Below are 22,141 nucleotides of genomic sequence, written 5' to 3' on the forward strand. Positions count from 1 at the left end.
ATACACGTCATCCTTCAAGATGCCTCTGCGTTGGCTACGCCTTGATGCAGCATGAATGCTGTCGTGTATTATTGTTGTTATTGGCCGCTAAGTACTCTCGCAGGATCAATATTGCTGGCGCGACGCGCCGGATACCAACTTGCCAAAAGACTCAGCACGAGTGCTGTCACCAGCACGTAAATCACATCCAGCCAGTGTAATTCCGACGGCAGGAAGTCAATGAAATAGATATCGCCGGACAGGAACTGATGACCGATAAGCGCCTCGATTCCGTTGATGATCGGCGTCAGTTGCAACGAGACAACCACCCCGATGACGACGCCTATCAGGCTACCAAACAGACCCGCCAGCAGGCCGTACCAGACAAAAATGGCACGGATCAACCCATCTTTCGCCCCGAGGGTTCTTAATACCGCAATATCGCCGCTTTTGTCTTTTACCGCCATCACTAACGTGGAAACGATATTAAAGCAGGCCACACCAATCACCAGCACCATCGCCAGATACATAATGGCGCGAATCATCTGGATATCGCGATACATATAGCCGTAAGTACCGATCCAGCTCTTAATATAAACATAGTTATTGGTGACTTCACCCGCGTCCCGCACCAGCTTATTGGCGTTAAACACGTCGTTAACCTTCAGCGCAATCCCGGAAACGCTGGTTCCCATATCCAGATATTGCTGCGCATCTTCCATTGGGATCATGGCAAAGCTGTGATCGAGCTGACCGCTCAGCTGCAGAATTCCCGTTACGTGCAAACGCACGCGTTTAGGCTGCTGTAATTTATGATCCGCGCTGGCGTTAGGGATCATAATCGACACCCAGTCGCCCTGCTTCACCTTCAGCGCATCGGCAATACCCTTACCAATGATGATTTGTTGTTCACCGGCTTTAAAATTATCCCAGGCATGGTTTTGCACGAAGGATGGCAGTGCGCTTAAACGCTGTTCCTGTTTCGGGTCAACGCCCTTCACCTGCACCGCGCGTAAGTTCGCCCCGCTCTCTACCAGTCCGGTAAAGTTGATATAAGGCGCCGCGGCGACAATACCCGGCACTTTTTGTACTTTGTCGAGCGCTTCCTGCCAGTTATTCCATGGCTGATTTACGGCTTCAATCTCTCCGTGTGGGACTACGGCCAGAATACGGTTGTTCAGCTCACGCTCAAATCCGTTCATGGCACTTAAACCAACGATCAACACCGCCACACCCAACGCGATGCCAACAGTGGAAATCACAGATATCAGCGAAACCATACCGCCGCGCCGCCGACCACGGCTAAAGCGCAGACCAATCAATAACGATAAAGGCGAAGCCATTACTCAGCTCCCATCAGGCTCAGTTCTGCCGTCAGGCGACCATCGCGCATCTCCAGCTGGCGGCTCATCCGCTTCGCCAGTTGCAGATCGTGCGTCACCACCAGAAATGCCGTGCCCTGAGAACGGTTCAGCTCGCCCAGAAGCTCGAAAATGCTGTCCGCGTTACGCGCATCCAGGTTACCCGTTGGCTCATCCGCCAGGACCAGACGCGGGTTATTCACCAGCGCACGAGCGATGGCCACACGCTGGCGTTCGCCGCCAGACAGTTCAGACGGGCGATGACTGGCACGATGATCCAGTCCTACGGCTTTCAGCATATCCCGTGCGCGCTCGGTTATTTCAGCCGGTTTTTTCTTGCCTATCAGCAGCGGCATCGCTACGTTTTCCAGCGCGGTAAAGTCCGGCAGTAAATGGTGGAACTGGTAAATAAAGCCCAGCTTCTGATTACGCAGTTCCGCTTTCGCCGCCGACGAGAGCTTGCTCATTGGCTGACCGCTAAAAATGACGTCGCCGGAAGTCGGGGTATCCAACCCGCCTAACAGATGCAGCAGCGTACTCTTGCCGGAGCCAGAGCTGCCGACAATCGCCATCATCTCACCTTCGCCGACGCTAAAACTGACATCGTGCAGGACATCGGTCTGCACAGTGCCTTCCTGATAGCGTTTGCACAGGTTGTCGCATTGCAACAGGATCTTATTCATAACGTAAAGCCTCAGCGGGTTGAGTGGCGGCAGCGCGCCAGGAAGGATAAAGCGTAGACAGCAACGCGATGGCCATCGCCACCAGCGCAATGACGATAACCTGCAGCGGCTCGATAGCGACCGGCAGCGCCGCACCATCCAGCAGCACACCAATAATTGGCATCAAATTGTTCAGTTGGCTGGCGAGCAATGCGCCCAGCACCGCGCCAAGCAGCGCGCCGATAATCCCGGCACTGGCCCCCTGAACCATAAACACCATCATTATCTGCCGCGGCGTTAGCCCCTGCGTTTGTAGAATCGCCACTTCTCCTTGCTTCTCCATTACCATCAGACCCAGCGAGGTAATAATATTAAAAGCCGCCACAGCCACGATCAGGCTAAGCAGTAGCCCCATCATGTTCTTCTCCATGCGCACGGCCTGGAACAGTTCCCCTTTGCGCTCGCGCCAGTCCTGCCATTTGGTGCCCTGCGGCAGCGTTTGCTGGCTCAGCGTATCAACTTTTAACGGTTCGTTCAGCCACAGACGCCAGCCGGTAATATTGCCCACCGGATAGCGCATCAGGCGGGAAGCATCCTGAATGTTGGTCAGCATCTGGTAGCCGTCTACTTCGCTGTTGGCGGCGAAGGTGCCAATCACCGTAAACAGACGCTGGCTCGGCAAACGTCCCATCGGCGTAAACTGGCTGGCCGAAGGCACCATCACGCGAATTTGATCGCCACGGTTCACGCCCAACTGCCCGGCAAGCTGCTCGCCGAGGATGATATTATACTTACCCGGTTGCAGATCTGTTTGCTTCACATTGACCAGATACGGCGTTAACGGATCTTTTTGCGCCGGATCGATACCGAGCATCACGCCGACCGCCACGCTACGCGCGCTTTGCAGCACCACATCTCCCGTAGTTATGGGTGCAACGCGGTTGACGCCGTTCAACACCACCGCTTTTTCCGGCAGTTGTTGCGGGTTGAGGGAACCCTGTTCAGACGAGAGAACGGCCTGAGGCATCAGGCCAAGAATATTGTTTTGCAGCTCGCGCTCAAAACCGTTCATCACCGACAACACCGTGACCAGCGCCATTACCCCGAGGGTAATGCCAATGGTGGAGAGCCAGGAAACGAAGCGACCGAAGCGATCTGCTGCACGCCCACGCATATAACGCAGGCCGATGAATAGAGCGACAGGTTGGTACATGAAATCCGTCTGGTTGCTGTTAGCAAAGTCACGAGTATATAAGCGAAAGCGGAATGGGTAAATGACTGAACCGTAAGTGTTCGTCAGCACTATTCCTAAAAGTATAAATAAATCAATTCGCTAAAGTTGTCCGTCTTCCCTTCCATCCTGGTCCCTGATCTTTATCTTAAAAAATCAAAATGCAGACAGTTACGCATTACAGCGCACAGCGGGTTGCGCAGGATGGCAGGCTATAACCAACAATATGGATACGCCGTCTCGATGAATAAAAAAGAACTATGGATTAATCAAATCAAATGGTTATGTATTTGTCTGGTGGTGATTTACCACTCGGTAATCACATTTTACCCGCACCTCACTACTTTTCAGCATCCGCTTTCAGAGCTGCTGAGCAAATGCTGGATTTACCTCAATTTGTACCTGGCGCCGTTTCGCATGCCGGTCTTTTTCTTTATTTCGGGATATCTGATCCGTCGCTACATTGATAGCGTCCCGTGGACCACCTGCGTGGATAAACGGATCTGGAGTATTGCCTGGGTGCTGATACTCTGGGGTGTGGTGCAATGGCTGGCGTTAGTGGCGCTCAATAACTGGCTGGCCCCACAGCGCGATCTGAGCCATGCTGCCAACGCCGCTTATGCTGGTTCGATCGCAGGTTTTACCCACGGGATGCTGACCGCCAGTACCAGCTTGTGGTATCTGTACGCACTGATTGTCTATTTTGTTCTGTGTAAAATTTTCAGCCGCTGGGCGGTGCCGCTGTTGGCGTTATTTGTGGCGCTGAGCGTGACGATCAACTTTGTCCCGACGCCGTGGTGGGGAATGAACAGCGTGATTCGCAATCTGCCCTGGTACAGCCTCGGTGCATGGTTTGGCGCAACGCTGATGGTATGGATTAAGGAGGTGCCCCTGCGCCGCCATGCGCTCATTGTTCTGGTTAGCGCAATCGCCGCCATCGTCGCGTGGCTGGCAAATGTCTCACTATTACTTTCTCTTCTTTCCATTGTGCTGATCATGAAGCTGTTTTATCAATTTGAGCTGCGCTTTGGTATGCGTGAGTCCGGCCCGTTAAGCGTGATTGGTGCCAATACCATCGCCATCTACACCACCCACCGAATTCTGGTTGAGCTATTCAGCTTAACGCTAATCCCCAACATTAATCATGCCGCCTGGCCTGCATATGCAGAGCTGGCCCTGCTGCTGGTGTATCCATTCGCCTGCCTGCTGCTGTGCACCTTGTTTGGCCTGTTGGTGCGTAAAATTTCACAAAAAACAGTGGCCGACCTGCTCTTTTCCCCGCCTTCTTTATCGGTCGTTTCGCGCTAACCCCAACGCGCTTTTTGCCCCCATCAGGGGGCGAATCAATTTGCTTATGAGAAACGATCACGGATAATAAAGAACATTGCTTATCAGATGTATATCTAAACGAGAACCTGACAACCGAATGCCTGAACAACATCGTTACACGCTCCCAGCGAAAGCTGGCGATCAGCGCCAGTTGGGTGAGCTTACCGGTGCCGCCTGCGCAACGCTGGTCGCCGAAATCGCCGAACATCACGCCGGTCCAGTGGTGCTGATCGCGCCGGACATGCAAAATGCTTTGCGCCTGCATGATGAAATTCGTCAGTTTACCGACCAGATGGTGATGAACCTGGCCGACTGGGAAACGCTGCCCTATGACAGCTTTTCTCCCCATCAGGAGATTATCTCTTCGCGTCTCTCTACGCTGTATCAACTGCCTGCCATGCAGCGAGGCGTACTGATCGTTCCGATAAATACCCTGATGCAGCGTGTCTGTCCGCACAGCTATCTGCACGGGCATGCGCTGGTCATGAAAAAAGGTCAGCGGCTTTCGCGCGACGCCCTGCGCGAACAGCTGGATAGCGCTGGCTATCGCCATGTTGATCAGGTCATGGAACACGGCGAATACGCCACGCGCGGCGCGTTGTTGGATCTGTTCCCGATGGGCAGCGAGCTGCCTTATCGTCTGGATTTCTTTGATGACGAAATCGACAGCCTGCGTCTGTTTGATACCGACACCCAGCGCACGCTGGAAGAAGTCGATGCCATTAATTTGCTTCCCGCGCACGAATTCCCGACTGACAAAACGGCCATCGAGCTATTCCGTAGTCAGTGGCGCGATACCTTTGAGGTTAAACGCGACGCCGAACATATTTATCAGCAGGTCAGCAAAGGCACGTTACCTGCGGGTATTGAATACTGGCAACCGCTGTTTTTCAGCGAGCCGCTGCCGCCGCTGTTCAGCTACTTCCCTGCCAATACGTTATTGGTCAATACCGGTGATATCGAGACCAGCGCAGAACGCTTCCAGGCCGATACCCTGTCACGCTTTGAAAATCGCGGTGTTGATCCAATGCGCCCGCTTCTGCCGCCAGAATCGCTGTGGCTGCGGGTTGATGAGCTGTTTTCTGAACTTAAACGCTGGCCGCGCGTTCAACTGAAAACCGAGAGTCTGGCGAACAAAGCTGCGAATACCAACCTCGGGTTCCAGAAGCTGCCGGACATCGCCGTGCAGGCACAGCAAAAATCACCGTTAGATGCGTTACGTAAATTCCTTGAGGGCTTTACCGGCCCGGTGATTTTCTCGGTCGAAAGTGAAGGCCGACGTGAAGCGCTTGGCGAGTTGCTCGCTCGTATCAAAGTGGCACCGAAGCGGATATTGCGACTCGATGAAGCCGTAGATAACGGTCGTTATCTGATGATTGGCGCAGCTGAGCACGGCTTCATCGATAGCAAACGCAATCTGGCACTGATTTGTGAAAGCGATCTGCTTGGGGAACGCGTGGCGCGTCGCCGCCAGGATTCGCGTCGCACCATCAACCCGGATACATTAATTCGTAACCTTGCAGAGCTGCATCCCGGTCAGCCGGTAGTGCATCTGGAACACGGCGTGGGTCGCTATGCCGGGATGACCACGCTGGAAGCGGGCGGTATCACCGGTGAATATCTGATGCTCACCTATGCCAACGATGCCAAACTGTACGTGCCGGTGTCGTCACTGCATCTGATCAGCCGCTATGCAGGCGGTGCAGAAGAGAATGCACCGCTGCATAAACTGGGCGGTGATGCCTGGTCACGCGCCCGACAGAAAGCCGCTGAGAAGGTGCGCGATGTCGCGGCAGAGCTGCTGGATATTTATGCCCAGCGCGCAGCGAAAGAAGGCTTTGCCTTTAAGCATGACCGTGAACAGTATCAGCTGTTTTGCGACAGCTTCCCGTTTGAAACCACGCCTGACCAGGCGCAGGCGATCAACGCTGTACTCAGCGATATGTGCCAACCTCTGGCCATGGACCGCCTGGTGTGCGGCGACGTCGGTTTTGGTAAAACCGAAGTCGCGATGCGCGCCGCTTTCCTTGCCGTAGAGAACCACAAACAGGTTGCCGTGCTGGTTCCGACTACCCTGCTCGCACAGCAGCACTTCGACAACTTCCGCGATCGTTTTGCCAACTGGCCGGTACGCATTGAGATGTTGTCCCGTTTCCGTAGCGCCAAAGAGCAAGCGCAGATTCTGGAACAGGTTGCCGAGGGGAAAATTGATATTCTCATCGGCACGCACAAACTGCTGCAAGCGGATGTGAAGTTAAAAGATCTGGGTCTGCTGATTGTCGATGAAGAGCACCGTTTCGGCGTTCGCCACAAAGAACGCATCAAGGCGATGCGTGCGGATGTCGATATTCTGACCCTGACGGCAACGCCTATTCCGCGTACGCTCAATATGGCGATGAGCGGTATGCGCGATCTGTCGATCATCGCCACGCCGCCCGCTCGTCGTCTGGCGGTCAAAACCTTCGTGCGCGAATACGACAGCCTGGTGGTACGCGAGGCGATCCTGCGTGAAGTTCTGCGCGGGGGACAAGTTTATTATCTGTTTAACGACGTCGAAAATATCCAGAAAACCGCTGACAGATTAGCAGAACTGGTGCCGGAAGCGCGTATTGGTATCGGCCACGGGCAAATGCGCGAGCGCGAGCTGGAACGCGTGATGAACGATTTCCACCATCAGCGTTTTAACGTGCTGGTGTGTACCACCATTATCGAAACCGGGATCGACATTCCGACCGCAAACACCATTATCATCGAACGCGCCGATCACTTTGGTTTAGCGCAATTGCACCAGCTACGCGGTCGTGTGGGACGCTCACACCATCAGGCGTACGCCTGGCTGCTGACGCCGCATCCAAAAGCAATGACCACCGACGCGCAAAAGCGTCTGGAAGCCATCGCTTCGCTGGAAGATTTGGGTGCAGGATTTGCGCTGGCGACCCACGACCTTGAAATTCGCGGCGCCGGGGAACTGCTGGGTGAAGATCAAAGTGGTTCCATGGAAAGCATCGGCTTCTCGTTGTATATGGAGCTGCTGGAAAATGCTGTCGATGCGCTCAAAGAGGGACGCGAACCGTCACTGGAAGATCTCACCAGCCAGCAAACCGAAGTTGAATTGCGTATGCCGTCTCTGCTGCCGGATGGCTATATACCGGATGTTAACACCCGACTATCGTTCTACAAGCGCATTGCCAGCGCGAAAGGCGAAAACGAACTGGAAGAGATTAAGGTCGAGCTGATAGATCGTTTTGGCCTGCTGCCCGACCCGGCCCGTACGTTGCTAGATATCGCTCGTTTACGCCAGCAGGCGCAGAAACTGGGGATCAGAAAGCTCGAAGGTCATGACAAAGGCGGTACCATCGAATTTGCCGAGAAAAACCACGTCAACCCGGTCTGGCTGATTGGTTTACTGCAAAAACAACCGCAACACTTCCGTCTGGACGGCCCAACCCGACTGAAATTTATGCAAGATCTGGGCGAGCGTAAAACGCGGATCGACTGGGTCCGCCAGTTTATGCGTCAGCTTGAAGAAAACGCCGTAGCATAGTGAACAGGCCGGGTGAGCACACCACTCACCCGGCCTGATGAATTTACAAACTCTTTGCACTTCCCTGCACTTCCAGACACAGCAAACCGCCATAATTCTCGTTTACTTTTACATAATAAAAACCACGTAAAAACAATGGATTTATGGTGATGTTAAACAATAAACGACTCTCTCGCTGGCTCGCGTTTTTTACGCTGGCAGCGACCTTCGCGTTAGCACTTCCGGCTCAGGCAAACACCTGGCCGCTACCGCCGCCGGGAAGCCGTCTGGTGGGCCAGAATACCGTTCACGTTGTTGAAGACAATGGCGGTTCCCTGGAGGCGATTGCGAAAAAATATAATGTCGGCTTTTTAGCGCTGCTGCAGGCCAACCCCGGCGTTGACCCTTACGTACCACGTCCAGGCAGCGTGCTGACTATTCCATTACAAACTCTGCTACCTGACGCCCCGCGCGAAGGTATTGTTATCAACCTCGCCGAACTGCGTCTTTATTATTACCAGCCGGGGACCAATTCGGTGACCGTTTATCCTATTGGTATTGGCCAGTTAGGTGGTGACACGCTGACGCCTACGATGGTAACCACCATTTCTGATAAACGCGCCAACCCCACCTGGACGCCGACGGCAAATATCCGCGCGCGATACAAAGCAAACGGAATTGACCTGCCTGCCGTTGTACCTGCCGGTCCGGATAACCCGATGGGCCATCATGCAATTCGCTTAGCGGCATACGGCGGCGTCTATCTGCTGCACGGCACCAATGCTGACTTTGGCATCGGCATGCGCGTCAGTTCCGGCTGTATTCGTCTGCGCGACGGTGATATCGAAACCCTGTTCCGTCAGGTAACGCCCGGAACTAAGGTCAATATTATCAATACGCCGATCAAAGCATCCGTTGAGCCTAACGGCGTGCGGCTAGTAGAAGTACATCAGCCGCTGTCCGAAAAAATCAATGACGACCCGCAACTGTTGCCAATCGTGCTGAACGCGTCCATGCAGACATTTAAAAATGCGGCGCAAACAGATGCCGCCGTCATGGATCATGCGATGGAGATTCGCTCAGGCATGCCGGTCGATGTGACCCGTCATCACGACGTTGCTCAACAGCCGATGTAAACTCCGCACATAAAAAACCCCCGCTGGATTTTATTCCGCGGGGGTTTTTTATTTAACTCGCAGTGGCATTGCGATGGGTTAAATCTTATTTGTAGATAACAGCAGTCCCATGAAGGGTGTTAGGGCCGGTAACGGAAGTAATACGGAAAGACTTCGCACCCATCTCATCGGCTTTCTGCGCCAGTTGATCTTCCAGTGAACCTAAGTTAGTCCCCGCATTCGCAGAAATAGTACCGACTTTCTCTTGACCCGCAGGTGTGGACTGAACTTCAACAGCGGCGAAGCTTGCAAATGACAGTGAGCTAAGAACAGCAGCAACAAACAGGGTTTTTACGTTTTTCATGATAGTGACCTTTAGCAGATGAATGGGTGTCGGAAAGATTAACTTAACGATCGATAGGTAAATCATAGATGTGATCCAGGTCACACGTCAATACTTTTTTATAATGATCGTTATATAAAATATAAAGGTCTTATTTTTCATGACAATAGATATAATTTATTTTTATCGTGAATCCGCTGGAGTGTGCAGTCGAATATTTTTATAATGGTTATTCAATAAACCCAACAAAGGTACATCGGCGCCATGACAACTGAAACGACAGGTTGTGCAAAAAAAAGCCGTGGCCGACCAAAAGTGTTCGACAGGGAAGCCGCGCTTGATAAGGCCATGACACTCTTCTGGCAGCACGGATATGAAGCGACCTCGCTCGCCGATCTCGTAGAAGCTACCGGCGCAAAAGCGCCCACGCTGTATGCGGAGTTCACCAATAAAGAAGGGTTGTTCCGTGCCGTGCTGGACCGCTACATCACCCGCTTTGCGGCGAAACACGAAGCTCAGCTGTTTTGTGAAGAAAAAAGCCTTGAGTCCGCACTGGAAGACTATTTCACCGCCGTAGCGACCTGCTTTACCAGCAAGGACACCCCGGCGGGATGTTTCATGATTAACACTTCTGCGACGCTGGCAGCCTCTTCCCGCGATATTGCGCACACGGTGAAATCCCGCCATGCAATGCAGGAACAGACGCTTACTCAGTTTCTTCATCAACGTCAGCAACGAGGTGAAATCCCCGCCTACTGTGACGTGCAAAAACTGGCTGAATACCTGAACTGTATTTTACAAGGTATGTCGATCAGCGCCCGTGAAGGTGCAACGTTTGAAAAACTGATGCAGATCGCACGTACCACCCTGCGACTGTGGCCCGAACTCGTCAAAGCTTAACCCTTTCCCGCAATTCCCCCGCTGTACTAACACCCCCGGGAGCTGATAAAGCCCCCGGTTAGATTCCCGTTCCATTGTCCCTACATTTCTCATTGTTTTCATCGTGTTATCCGATCATTTTTTGTAAAAGGTATTGATAACGACAATTGTTATCAGCAATATTCGCATTTGTTTTAATACCTGTTTCACAATGTAACCATCGGTTTCTCTACCGCCATAACAAAAACAGATCGACTCTTTTTAAAAGGAATACAAATGAATAAGCGTCTCTGGGTGCTCAATCCTCTCCTGTTGTCTTTAACCCTCCCGGCCATTGCGGCTGAGGAAGAGAACCTTATCGTCAGCGCCAACCGTAGCCAACGCACCGTGGCAGAAATGGCGCAAACGACCTGGGTTATTGAAGGAAGCGAGATTGAACAACAGGTTCAGGGGGGGAAAGAGTTCAAGGATGTTCTTGCTCAGTTAATCCCAGGCATCGATGTCAGTAGCCAGGGGCGTACAAACTACGGCATGAACATGCGTGGTCGCGCCATTGTCGTGCTCATTGACGGTGTCCGTCTGAACTCCTCGCGAACCGACAGCCGTCAACTTGACTCCATTGACCCGTTTAACATTGCGCACATTGAAGTCATTTCAGGCGCAACCTCACTTTATGGCGGTGGCAGTACCGGCGGATTAATCAACATCGTCACCAAAAAAGGCCAGCCGGAGCGTGAAGTAGAACTCGAACTGGGGAGCAAAAGCGGCTTCAACAACAGTAACGATCATGATGAACGCGTTGCCGCGGCGGTGAGTGGAGGAACAGATCGCGCTTCCGGGCGTATGTCCGTCGCGTATCAACGATTTGGCGGCTGGTATGACGGTAATCACGATGCCCTGCTGCTGGATAACACCCAAACCGGGCTACAGCACTCCGATCGTCTGGACGTGATGGGCACCGGGACGATTGAACTTGACGACAACCGTCAGTTGCAACTGGTTACACAGTATTACAAGAGCCAGGGGGATGATGATTACGGGCTGGATCTCGGCGAGAACATGTCCGCCGTGACCGGAAACGGTAAAGCTTATACCAGCAGCGGACTGAATTCCGATCGTATTCCCGGCACCGAACGTCATCTGATCAGCCTGCAATATTCAGATGCGGATTTTTTCGGCCAGAACCTGGTCAGCCAAATCTATTACCGCGACGAATCGCTGAAATTCTATCCTTTCCCGACGCTCAGCAAAGGTAAGGTCACCAGTTTCTCCGCATCACAGCAGGACACAGACCAGTTTGGCGCCAAAATTACCCTCAACAGCCAGTTGATGGATAACTGGGAGTTGACGTGGGGTATCGATGCCGATCACGAGACCTTCGATTCCAATCAGAAATTCTTCGATCTGGCCTGGTCCCTGCCCTCCGGCGGCATGGATAACCGCACCGCTTATACCACCGGGCGTTACCCCGGTTACAGCATCACCAATTTCGCGCCTTTCCTGCAAAACAGCTATGACATTAACGACATCTTTACCCTCAGCGGCGGCGTGCGCTATCAATGGACCGAAAACAGGGTTGATGATTTCGTTGGCTATGCTCAACAGCAGGGAATCGCGACCGGGCTTGCGAACTCTGCCGATACCATTCCGGGCGGCAAAACCGATTACGATAATTTCCTGTTCAACGCCGGTATCCTCGCCCATCTGACTGACCGTCAGCAAACGTGGTTTAATTTCTCTCAGGGCGTGGAGCTTCCGGATCCAGGGAAATATTACGGTAACGGCACCTATTCGCTGGTTGGCGATCATTACCAGCTCCAGCGCAGCGTCAACGTGGCGGATTCACGTCTGGAAGGGATTAAAGTTAACTCGTACGAACTGGGATGGCGCTACACCGGCGATAGTCTGCGCACGCAACTGGCCGCTTACTACTCGACTTCGGATAAATCGATCGTTATCAACCGCAGCGATATGACCATTAACGTTCAACCCGACGATCGCCGCATTTATGGCCTTGAAGGCGCGGTGGATTATTTCATTGCGGATACGGACTGGAGCCTGGGCGGCAACTTCAATGTCATTAAATCAGAAGTGAAACAGAACGGTAATTGGCAAAAATGGGATGTGACTCTGGCCTCACCGTCGAAAGCAACCGCGTGGGTCGGCTGGGCACCAGAACCGTGGACCTTGCGCGTACAGAGCCAGCAAACATTTGATCTGACCGACGCCAGCGGCAATAAGCTGGATGGCTATAACACCATGGACTTTATCGGCAGCTATCAGCTCCCGTTGGGTAAGCTGACCTTTAGCGTGGAAAACCTGCTGAATGAAGAGTACACCACGCTGTGGGGACAACGTGCGCCACTGCTGTACAGCCCAACCTACGGCAGTCCGTCACTGTATGAATACAAGGGCCGGGGCCGCACCTTTGGTCTGAACTACGCCTTAACCTTCTGATAAAAAAAGCCCCCCAGCCTGAGCGAATGGGGGGCTAATGTTCAGGATAATGCTATTTTACGCTTTGTTATTCAGTACCAACTGTCCGTTGTTATCCAACGGAATTTGCGCGCCGGGGTCCTTATCCATACGGATTTTCCCCTGCTGATCGCCAATTTTGTACGTCACGTCGTAGCCCAGCATCTTTTCAGATTTGTCATACACCGTTTTACAACGCTGCTGTGTGGTGGTGTAAGTATCGTTTTCCTGCATCGAACCCTGAATCTGATTACCTGCATAGCCGCCGCCTAAAGCCCCGGCCACGGTGGCAATATCTTTACCACGTCCGCCGCCAAACTGGTGGCCAATAACGCCACCCGCAACCGCACCCAATACGGAACCCGCAATACGGTTTTCATCTTGTACCGGCTTACGGTGCGTGACAGTTACGTTCCGGCACTCCTGACGCGGTGTTTTTACCGACTCTTTAATCGGTGTTGCAGAGACAACTTGCGCATACTGTGGGCCACGCTCGAAAACGTTCAGACTGGCCACTGCTGCAACACCCAGCGCAGCAGCTACGCCAATCCCTATACCCGCCAACATTGATTTATTCACGGGACTTCCTCCTTTTTTGCTATTAGCAACAACTTTGCAACAGAAGGTAAGGAATGCCAATCAGATTACGGATGAAAATAGCAGGATGAGGCATGAACGCAGGATGATTCGGAGAACTCTGAAGGAAGGCGCCGGATGCGTAAAATCATCCGGCGCCACAAGTCGATATTAATGCAGTTTCAGACGCGGGCGAATCACCCGGTTGATACTGCCGACCAGCATCATCAGGCCGGTTTTGAAGTAGCCGTGTAAAGCAATCTGGTGCATGCGGTACAGTGAGATGTATACAAAGCGCGCAATACGCCCTTCCACCATCATCGAACCACGAGTCAGGTTGCCCATCAGGCTACCCACGGTAGAAAAGTTAGAGAGCGAGACCAGAGAGCCGTGATCTTTGTACTGATACGCTTTCAGTGGCTTGCCGTTCATCTGTGCCAGAATATTGTTCATCGCACAGGTCGCCATCTGGTGTGCTGCCTGAGCGCGTGGAGGCACAACCCCCCCTTCCGGGCGAGCGCAGGAAGCGCAGTCGCCAATCGCGTACACGTCAGGATCGCGCGTGGTCTGCAGAGTTGGCTCAACCACCAGTTGGTTAATACGGTTCGTTTCCAGACCGCCAATGTCTTTCATAAAGTCTGGCGCTTTGATACCCGCCGCCCACACCATCAGGTCGGCTTTAATGTATTCGCCATCTTTGGTGTGCAGTCCGCCTTCGTCAGCGCTGGTAACCATCGTCTGGGTCAGTAAGCGTACGCCCAGTTTGGTTAACTCATTATGCGCAGCACCGGAAATACGCGGCGGCAACGCAGGCAGAATGCGCTCGCCAGCTTCCACCAGCGTAACGTTCAGCGCATCGTTGGTCAGCCCTTTGTAACCATAGCTGTGCAGCTGTTTTACCGCATTGTGCAGCTCAGCGGAGAGCTCAACCCCCGTCGCACCACCGCCCACAATGGCGATATTCACTTTTCCGTTAGCGCCCAGATTCGCGGAATACTTCAGGAACAGATTCAGCATCTCCTGGTGGAAACGACGCGCCTGATGCGGGTTATCGAGGAAAATGCAGTTTTCTTTCACGCCAGGGGTGTTGAAATCGTTGGAGGTACTGCCCAACGCCATCACCAGCGTGTCATACGGCACTTTACGCTCAGGAACCAGCAGATCCCCCTTCTCATCGCGCAGCTCAGCGAGAGTAATGGTCTTCGCTTCACGATCGATATCCACCACCGAGCCTAACTGAAACTGGAAGCCATGGTTACGCGCATGTGCCAGATAGCTCAGCGCATCCACGCCTTCATCCAGTGAACCCGTCGCCACTTCATGCAGTAACGGTTTCCACAAGTGACTGTGGTTTCTGTCTACCAGTGTGATTTTGGCCTTTTTCTTACGCCCGAGTTTTTTACCCAACTGCGTCGCCATTTCCAGTCCGCCAGCACCGCCGCCGACAATCACGATCCTTTTCAATGGTGTAGTCAACGTGACCCCCTCAAATTTATTAACCAATTGTTAATTAAAAGTTATTAATATAGCTCTTAATTAACAACAAGTTACAGTAATGAAAATGTTCTTCGAGAGTGAGAATAACACGAACGGTGCATTGGTCATACCAAAATTGATGTGTATCAAGTTTTGATGCTGAAAAGATAGACAACCGGAACTTTAAGAACAAAAAAACCAGCCCGATGGCTGGTTTTTTACGCACTCAATAAGGATTAACCTAACGTCTTGAACGCTTTGATGCGCTGCAAATGCGGAGAGATATTCTTAAACTTATGCGTCTGCTCTTCGTCCCAGACTATCTCGTAAAAGTGATGCAGCTCTTCCGACGAACGCTGGCTATTGAGCGCTTCATCATGACGCGACAGGATAACCAGACAGCGATCGCGATTCTTTTCGCGGAAATTAGTCACGCATTTTGTTGCGATGTCTGCATACTCCTCAGGCCGGTCAATTTTGCCTTCCATGTTCTCATACGGGAACAGGTTAGGATTAAACACGACCTGACGAATATCACACAGAAAACCAATCCGTTCAGCCCAATATCCCCCGAGCCCTACACCACAAATCAGCGGACGGTCATCCACATTCAGCTGCAGCATTTTGTCCACTTCTTTCAGCAGATGCTGCATATCATGTTTAGGATGCCGCGTACTGTAGCTAATCAGCCTGACATCCGGGTCGATGAATTGCAGCTGCAACACCTTCTCATGGTTGCCCGGGCTGTTAGAGTCAAAACCGTGTAAATAGATAATCATCGCATCCTCGCCAAACTTGCGTTAATGACCTGCTTTCTCTTCCTGCCAGCGCTCATGAAGCTGGTTTAGCTGAGCGCTTACCGTCTTCCAGCGTGCCGAATCCATCAGTTCCTGACGTGAAAATGAACCTTTATGATACAAACGTGTAACACGTTCTGCATTGATCGGCGACAGATTATCTAACACACTGACCGCTCCCTTACGATTATTGCAGACCAGGATCATATCGCAACCTGCATCCAGCGATGCCTGTCCACGCTGGGCATAGCTTCCCATAATCGCCGCCCCTTCCATCGACAAATCGTCGGAGAAAATGACACCATCGAAGCCAAGCTCCTGGCGCAGCACCGTTTTCAGCCAGTGAGGTGAGCCACTCGCCGGACGCGGATCTACATCACTGTAGATGACATGCGCAGGCATAATGGCATCCAGTTTGTTCTCAGTAATCAACGTCTGGAACACGGACATATCTTTCGCACGAATCTCGGCTTCTGAGCGAGGATCGGTTGGGGTTTCTTTGTGTGAATCCGCCGTCACGGCCCCATGACCAGGGAAATGTTTACCGGTCGTTTTCATGCCTGCGGCATGCATACCGTCAATGAAGCGGGTCGCCATCGCCAATGCTTTTAGCGGATCGGCGTGGTAAGAACGCTCGCCGATTGCGGCGCTGATATGGCCCACATCCAGTACCGGTGCAAAGCTGATATCAATGTCCATCGCGATCATTTCGCTGGCCATCAACCATCCGGCGTCCTGAGCCAGTTTGCCGCCCTCTTCCAGACCGTGCAGCGCGGCAAACGATTGAGCCGCAGGCAGGCGAGTAAAGCCTTCTCGAAAACGCTGTACACGTCCGCCTTCCTGATCTACCGCCACCACCAGATGGTTACGTGACGCAGTCCGGATTTGTCGCACTAATTCACGCAGCTGTTCCGGGTCATGATAATTTCGGGTAAAGAGGATCAACCCACCTACCAGCGGATGCGCCAGAATCTCACGCTCTTCTGCGTCCAGCTCATACCCTTCGACATCCAACATTACTGGGCCCACACTGCTCTCCTTATCCTTTCATTGTTAGCTGCCGCCAGGTTTCATCGGCCAGCCTGATAAATTGTCTATCACCGGTTTGCCGCCAGCGATACTCAAACCACCCCGCCTTCAGCATCATTATCCAGGGTTGCCATTGTCTGACTTGTCGCCACAAAACGTCTGGCTCAATGTGCGCTCGTTGAGCGTAGGTGCTAACCAGCTGTTGGTGCTGGGATTCATCGCTGACCCATACCGCCGCCAGCTCCAGGGCAATATCACCGTCTCCGGCGTATTCCCAGTCAATCAGCCGCAGCCCTGAGGCTGTGCGTACGATGTTGTCACCGTGAACATCCATATGCAGCGGCCCCAGACGCAAAGGTCGAGGCTCACCTCGTTTCCTCAGCCGCTTCAGCGCGCGCAGCCAGCATGGTGTACGACGCGCCGGATCGCCACACTGCCAGTACTGTTCAAGTAGCGGCAGCAGGCTGATTCGCCAGCCCAATCGGGGTTGCTGGTGCAGATGATACAGTAAGCCTGCGAGTTCGTCGGCGTCCGGTAATCTGGATTCTACCTTACCGTGAAAAAACTCGACGGCCATCCACCCACGCGTATAAAAATGAGGACGTGGCGCAAGGTTTTCTGGCAGGTGTTTTAACGCATGATATTGGCGTAAGAAATGCGATTCCGGCGCATCAGGGTCGTGATGACAACGCAGTACCAGTCGGTGAGAATGATGCTCAATGATGCAGCTCCCGCCGCTCAGGCCAGTTTGGCTGGCTGCGACGGGATGATACTGCGGGAAATAGCGCGACAACACTTCGCCGCGCGTGAGTCTGTTATTGTTGCTGAACGGCACCTTTACCTGACCAGATTATCTCGCCAGTTTGTACCAGCATTAATTGCATTTGCAGCGCAGGCGAATTGACGTTGCCGGATGCACTGGAATAAAGCACATACTGCGCGCCAACGTTACGGGCGATACCAATCGCTTTACTGCGCGTTCCGAGGCTATCGTTCGGCGACAGACCTAACTGCTGCTTGGCGACTGCCAGTTGCTGAGCGGAAACCAGAGTAAACTTACCGTTATTCGCCAGAGCATTACGTAAGGTTTCGGTGGCTTCACCCGCGTTCAGCGAGCCGTTGGTGCGGTTATTCACGCTATCAACCAGCAGAACGCCGCCCGCTTTTACGCCGTCAGCCTGCAGCATTTTTCCGACCATCGGCTGCATAGCCCCGTTCCAGTCATAATGACGTTGACGTGGCGTCGGCTGCGCCGTTTGGTCCTCGTGCTCAATCGGACCCGGCTGCTGCGGTATGGTTGGCACCGTTGGCACTACCGGCACCGGCTGTTGCGGCTGCACAGGCTGTTCCGGCACCGGCTTGACTTCCTCTACCGGTGCGGGCTCTCGTTGCACCACACAGCCAGAGAGAAACATCGCCAGCGCGGCAATCAGTGCGTAGCGATTCATTTTGATCATCAAGATTCACCCCTTACAAATAAAGATAAAGTCTAACCTTGTGCGCCCCCAGAAAATTGGCGCTGCCGTACAGCGTCACCGACGAATGAGCCGGGATAGTCACGCTGCGCGGCGCTTCCAGAGGATGCATTTCCAGCCCTCTGGCGTCATACCAGTAAAACCGATAATGAACGATGACGGGTTCTTGTCTTTCGTTATAGAGTCGCGAGGATGCCGAGGCCTGAATATCAGACGTGGTTAACGTGGGCTGTTCTGCTGTTATACCTGCCGCCAGAATCGTTGACTCCATCACCAGCGACTGTTCATCACTTACCGGAATTTCTGGGTGTGTTCGACAACCCGCCAGTAGCAGCAAGCCCAGTGAAAGTGCAATGCATCCTCTGATCATGCCTACAGACCTTTATGCGCGAGCATTGGGCCAAGCGCACGGCCACCCAGCAGATGCATATGAATGTGATACACCTCCTGACCCCCGTGGCGGTTGGTGTTCATGATTAAGCGGTACCCATCTGCAGCAATGCCTTCCTGCTCAGCAATTTTCGCTGCAACGGTAATCATGCGGCCCAATGCCTGTTCATGTTCAGCCGTCACATCGTTGACGGTTGGGATCAGGATGTTAGGAATGATCAGAATATGCGTAGGTGCCTGAGGGGAAATATCACGAAACGCAGTGACCAGTTCATCCTGGTATACGATATCCGACGGAATTTCACGACGAATAATTTTGCTGAATATAGTTTCTTCTGCCACGACGTTTTCCTTTTTCATTAACAGCCCAAGCGTTTTGCCATGCTACGCCGGGTAACTCTGCGAGTATAGAGTATGAGCGAGTTACTCACGCTCTTTCAACTTTAACCCTCGATTTTTTAAGCGAAAACCCCAGTCAATGCTGCTCTTATAACCATTTCCCAGCGCTATTGCTCAAGCATAGTACTGAAACAATATTTCATTTATGTCGTAGCATCCGTTTACACATTAAGTGCTAATGCGTATATTTCGCATTTGTATTTACATGCGCATTTAATAATTTACAACCAAAGGGCTCATCACAACTACCGGTGATTCGAACTTAATATTAATAATTATCAAGGACTTTTCGATGTCTTTCACAACACTCAACGGGAATATTCAACGCCAACCGGGGCTTGCCCCTTCTGCGCTGGCAGCCTGCATCACGCTAGCGCTTTTACCTTCCACCAGCCTCGCAGCCCCTGCTGAAGAGACAGTGATCGTGGAGGGTTCTGCTCCAGCCGCATCCAGCGACGAACAGGATTACAGCGTTAAATCGACGACCGCGGGCACAAAAATGCAGATGACACAGCGCGATATTCCGCAATCGGTCAGCATTGTCAGCCAGCAGCGCATGGAAGATCAGCAGTTGCAAACGCTGGGCGATGTGATGGACAACACGTTGGGGATAAGCAAAAGCCAGGCGGATTCCGATCGCAGCAGCTATTACTCGCGCGGATTTCAGATTGATAACTATATGGTCGATGGGATCCCGACCTATTTTGAATCCCGCTGGAATCTCGGTGATGCCCTTTCCGACACCGCCCTTTTTGAGCGTGTCGAAGTGGTCCGTGGTGCAAACGGACTGATGACCGGGACGGGTAACCCTTCAGCCTCCATTAACATGATCCGTAAGCATGCCACCAGCCGCGAGTTCACCGGTAATGTTTCTGCAGAATATGGCAGTTGGAACAAACAACGCTATGTGACCGATCTGCAAAGCCCGCTTACGGCAGACGGCAATGTGCGTGGTCGCATCGTGGCGGGTTACCAGAATAACGACTCCTGGCTTGATCGCTACAATAGCGAAAAAATGTTCTTCTCCGGGATTGTCGATGCCGATTTGGGGGACACCACCAGCCTGTCTGCAGGTTATGAATACCAGCGCATTGATATCAACAGCCCAACCTGGGGTGGATTACCGCGCTGGAATACCGATGGCAGTAAAAACAGCTATGACCGTTCGCGCAGCACTGCGCCGGACTGGGCTTACAACGATAAAGACTTCAACAAAGTGTTTGTCACCATCAAACAACGTTTTGCCGATACCTGGCAGGCGACCATGAACGCCACCCACTCCGAGGTCAAGTTCGACAGTAAAATGATGTACCTCGATGCCTATGTTAATAAGGCCGACGGCACGCTGATTGGCCCATATGGCAACTATGGTCCGGGATATGACTATGTCGGAGGAACCGGCTGGAACAGCGGTAAACGTAAAGTGGATGCTGTCGATCTATTTGCCGACGGCGGTTACGATCTGTTTGGTCGTCAGCATAATCTGATGCTGGGCGGCAGCTACAGTAAACAGAATAACCGTTATGAAAGCTCGTGGGCGAACGTTTTCCCCAACGAAATCGGCAGCTTCTATACCTACGATGGTAACTTCCCGGAAACTAACTGGAAACCGCAGTCATTGGCTCAGGACGATACCACGCACATGAAATCGCTGTACGCCGCAACGCGTATTTCGCTGGCCGACCCACTGCATTTGATTGTCGGCGCGCGTTATACCAATTGGCGTATCGACACCCTGACCTACAGCATGGAGCAAAACCACACCACCCCGTACGCGGGCCTGGTGTATGACATTGACGATAACTGGTCTACCTACGCCAGCTATACCTCAATCTTCCAGCCGCAGAACAAGCGCGACAGTTCCGGTAAATATCTCTCTCCGATTACCGGCAACAACTATGAGCTTGGCCTGAAGTCCGACTGGATGAACAGCCGTTTAACCACCACACTCGCGGTGTTCCGCATTGAACAGGATAACGTAGCGCAATCAACCGGCGTGCCAATCGCCGGTAGCAATGGCGATACGGCCTTTAAAGCGATGGATGGTACAGTCAGCAAAGGGGTCGAATTCGAAATTAACGGTGCGATCACCGATAACTGGCAGATGACGTTTGGCGCGACACGCTATGTTGCTGAAGACAACGAAGGCAATGCTGTAAACCCTAACCTGCCACGGACCACGGTAAAACTGTTCACCCGTTATCGCCTGCCAGCCATGCCGGAACTGACCGTAGGCGGCGGAGTCAATTGGCAGAATCGTGTTTACAGCGATACGGTCACGCCATATGGCACATTCCGCGCGGAACAGGGAAGCTACGCCCTGGTAGATTTGTTCACCCGTTACCAGGTAACAAAAAACTTCTCAGTGCAGGGTAACCTCAATAACCTGTTCGATAAAACCTATGACACGAATATCGACGGTTCTATCGTTTATGGTGAGCCGCGCAACGTCAGCATCACCGCAAGCTATCAGTTCTGACACCAGGTATTGCGTAGAATTGCTAACCCGCTGACTTAGGTTGCAAATTCTCATCAAACTCCAGCCGCTTTCTGTCGGGTTCTACCGCAGTCAGCGGCTGCACCTCTGCCAGCGTCTTCTGGCAGCGCTCAACCAGCACCTGATATTCGCGAGTGCCCTGTTTTTTCCACACCAGCTCCTGCTCAGTTAACATGCGAATCGCTTTCGCCGGGCTGCCGACAATCAGATGGTTGGCAGGCATCTCGGCGCGCGCTTTCACAAACGCCGAAGCACCAACGATACTGTTCTCACCAATGGTCGCGCCATCGATAATCACCGCGCTCATGCCGACCAGCGCGTTACGCCCTATCACACAGCCGTGCAGAATCGCTCCGTGGCCGATATGTCCGTCCTCTTCCACCACCGTATCCTGGCCGGGAAATCCGTGCATCACGCAGTTATCCTGGATATTCGCCCCATCTTTAACCACGATACGCCCAAAATCTCCGCGCAGGCTGGCATTGGGGCCAACATAAACACCTTTGCCGAGAATGACATCGCCAATCAGCACTGCGGTTGGGTGAACATAGCTTTCCGCAGGAACTACCGGGATCATCCCGTCAATCTGGTAAATCGGCATGGCT

Annotated in this window: 19 protein-coding genes; 6 read left to right on the forward strand and 13 right to left on the reverse strand. The window is 52.7% G+C overall.

The features are described 5' to 3' along the window. Nucleotides 1-77: 77 nt before the first annotated feature. Genes lolE through lolC form a run of 3 tightly spaced genes read right to left on the reverse strand, consistent with a single transcriptional unit; the run spans nt 78 to nt 3,215 of the window. Nucleotides 78-1,322 carry a lipoprotein-releasing ABC transporter permease subunit LolE gene (gene lolE, locus GUC46_RS14300; RefSeq protein ID WP_003030804.1) on the reverse strand — a complete coding sequence of 415 codons (1,245 nt, stop codon included), beginning with the start codon at nt 1,320-1,322 and terminating at the stop codon, nt 78-80. After that, nucleotides 1,322-2,023, reverse strand: a complete 702-nt coding sequence (gene lolD, locus GUC46_RS14305) for a lipoprotein-releasing ABC transporter ATP-binding protein LolD (protein ID WP_003030805.1) — start codon at nt 2,021-2,023, stop codon at nt 1,322-1,324. The genes lolE and lolD overlap by 1 nt, the downstream gene beginning before the upstream one ends. Further along, nucleotides 2,016-3,215, reverse strand: a complete 1,200-nt coding sequence (gene lolC, locus GUC46_RS14310; RefSeq protein ID WP_049002588.1) for a lipoprotein-releasing ABC transporter permease subunit LolC — start codon at nt 3,213-3,215, stop codon at nt 2,016-2,018. Before lolC ends, lolD begins: the two co-directional genes overlap by 8 nt. 261 nt (nt 3,216-3,476) lie before the next feature. On the opposite strand from lolC, the gene GUC46_RS14315 reads away from it, so the two are divergent. The 3 genes from GUC46_RS14315 (at nt 3,477) to GUC46_RS14325 (ending at nt 9,221) form a co-directional block, all read left to right on the forward strand. Further along, nucleotides 3,477-4,541 (forward strand): acyltransferase family protein, encoded by a 1,065-nt coding sequence (locus tag GUC46_RS14315; protein ID WP_160180387.1) that lies wholly within the window; start codon nt 3,477-3,479, stop codon nt 4,539-4,541. 118 nt (nt 4,542-4,659) lie between these two features. Further along, on the forward strand, nt 4,660-8,106 hold the full coding sequence (gene mfd, locus GUC46_RS14320) for a transcription-repair coupling factor (RefSeq protein WP_160180389.1): 3,447 nt from the start codon (nt 4,660-4,662) through the stop codon (nt 8,104-8,106). 149 nt (nt 8,107-8,255) lie between these two features. Then, the gene (locus GUC46_RS14325) at nt 8,256-9,221 is read left to right on the forward strand and encodes a L,D-transpeptidase family protein (RefSeq protein WP_016149995.1); all 966 of its coding nucleotides are present in this window, start codon (nt 8,256-8,258) and stop codon (nt 9,219-9,221) included. An 85-nt stretch (nt 9,222-9,306) separates the two neighbouring features. Here GUC46_RS14325 and bhsA read toward each other — a convergent pair whose 3' ends face one another. After that, complete coding sequence (gene bhsA / locus GUC46_RS14330; protein ID WP_003030810.1) at nt 9,307-9,564, reverse strand: multiple stress resistance protein BhsA; 258 nt, start codon at nt 9,562-9,564, stop codon at nt 9,307-9,309. A gap of 243 nt (nt 9,565-9,807) precedes the next feature. On the opposite strand from bhsA, the gene comR reads away from it, so the two are divergent. Together comR and GUC46_RS14340 are read left to right on the forward strand one after the other, a co-directional pair. Beyond that, complete coding sequence (comR, locus tag GUC46_RS14335) at nt 9,808-10,443, forward strand: TetR family copper-responsive transcriptional repressor ComR (RefSeq protein WP_016149993.1); 636 nt, start codon at nt 9,808-9,810, stop codon at nt 10,441-10,443. Nucleotides 10,444-10,698: 255 nt separating this feature from the next. After that, nucleotides 10,699-12,879, forward strand: coding sequence for a TonB-dependent siderophore receptor (locus GUC46_RS14340; protein WP_130714754.1), 2,181 nt, complete (start codon nt 10,699-10,701; stop codon nt 12,877-12,879). Nucleotides 12,880-12,936: 57 nt separating this feature from the next. Here the strand turns inward: GUC46_RS14340 and GUC46_RS14345 are convergent, their stop codons facing one another. The 8 genes from GUC46_RS14345 to hinT all read right to left on the reverse strand — a co-directional run bounded on the left by GUC46_RS14345 (nt 12,937) and on the right by hinT (nt 18,982). Then, entirely contained in the window at nt 12,937-13,476 is a 540-nt protein-coding gene (locus tag GUC46_RS14345; RefSeq protein ID WP_003030814.1) for a glycine zipper 2TM domain-containing protein, read from the reverse strand. A 168-nt stretch (nt 13,477-13,644) separates the two neighbouring features. Next, a complete protein-coding gene (gene ndh / locus GUC46_RS14350; RefSeq protein ID WP_160180392.1) occupies nt 13,645-14,949 on the reverse strand; it encodes an NADH-quinone dehydrogenase in 1,305 nt (434 codons plus the stop codon). Nucleotides 14,950-15,185: 236 nt separating this feature from the next. Continuing rightward, nucleotides 15,186-15,728, reverse strand: coding sequence for an alpha/beta hydrolase YcfP (gene ycfP / locus GUC46_RS14355; RefSeq protein WP_003030817.1), 543 nt, complete (start codon nt 15,726-15,728; stop codon nt 15,186-15,188). A 21-nt stretch (nt 15,729-15,749) separates the two neighbouring features. Continuing rightward, on the reverse strand, nt 15,750-16,775 hold the full coding sequence (nagZ, locus tag GUC46_RS14360; protein WP_003841848.1) for a beta-N-acetylhexosaminidase: 1,026 nt from the start codon (nt 16,773-16,775) through the stop codon (nt 15,750-15,752). 10 nt (nt 16,776-16,785) lie between these two features. Continuing rightward, complete coding sequence (thiK, locus tag GUC46_RS14365) at nt 16,786-17,610, reverse strand: thiamine kinase (RefSeq protein WP_003841846.1); 825 nt, start codon at nt 17,608-17,610, stop codon at nt 16,786-16,788. After that, complete coding sequence (gene lpoB / locus GUC46_RS14370) at nt 17,591-18,232, reverse strand: penicillin-binding protein activator LpoB (RefSeq protein ID WP_003846732.1); 642 nt, start codon at nt 18,230-18,232, stop codon at nt 17,591-17,593. The genes thiK and lpoB overlap by 20 nt, the downstream gene beginning before the upstream one ends. Before the next feature lie 13 nt (nt 18,233-18,245). Continuing rightward, a complete protein-coding gene (locus tag GUC46_RS14375) occupies nt 18,246-18,620 on the reverse strand; it encodes a YcfL family protein (protein ID WP_048216604.1) in 375 nt (124 codons plus the stop codon). A gap of 2 nt (nt 18,621-18,622) precedes the next feature. Then, a complete protein-coding gene (hinT, locus tag GUC46_RS14380; RefSeq protein ID WP_003030826.1) occupies nt 18,623-18,982 on the reverse strand; it encodes a purine nucleoside phosphoramidase in 360 nt (119 codons plus the stop codon). A gap of 349 nt (nt 18,983-19,331) precedes the next feature. Here hinT and fhuE point away from each other — a divergent pair, with 349 nt between their 5' ends. Next, nucleotides 19,332-21,518, forward strand: a complete 2,187-nt coding sequence (fhuE, locus tag GUC46_RS14385; protein WP_044711786.1) for a ferric-rhodotorulic acid/ferric-coprogen receptor FhuE — start codon at nt 19,332-19,334, stop codon at nt 21,516-21,518. A gap of 22 nt (nt 21,519-21,540) precedes the next feature. On the opposite strand, the gene paaY is transcribed toward fhuE, so the two are convergent. Continuing rightward, nucleotides 21,541-22,137 carry a phenylacetic acid degradation protein PaaY gene (gene paaY, locus GUC46_RS14390; protein ID WP_044711783.1) on the reverse strand — a complete coding sequence of 199 codons (597 nt, stop codon included), beginning with the start codon at nt 22,135-22,137 and terminating at the stop codon, nt 21,541-21,543. Between the last annotated feature and the right edge of the window lie 4 nt (nt 22,138-22,141).

Origin of the sequence: Citrobacter sp. LUTT5 (genome assembly GCF_009905315.1) — a bacterium.
GTDB classification, from domain to species: Bacteria; Pseudomonadota; Gammaproteobacteria; order Enterobacterales; family Enterobacteriaceae; genus Citrobacter; species Citrobacter freundii.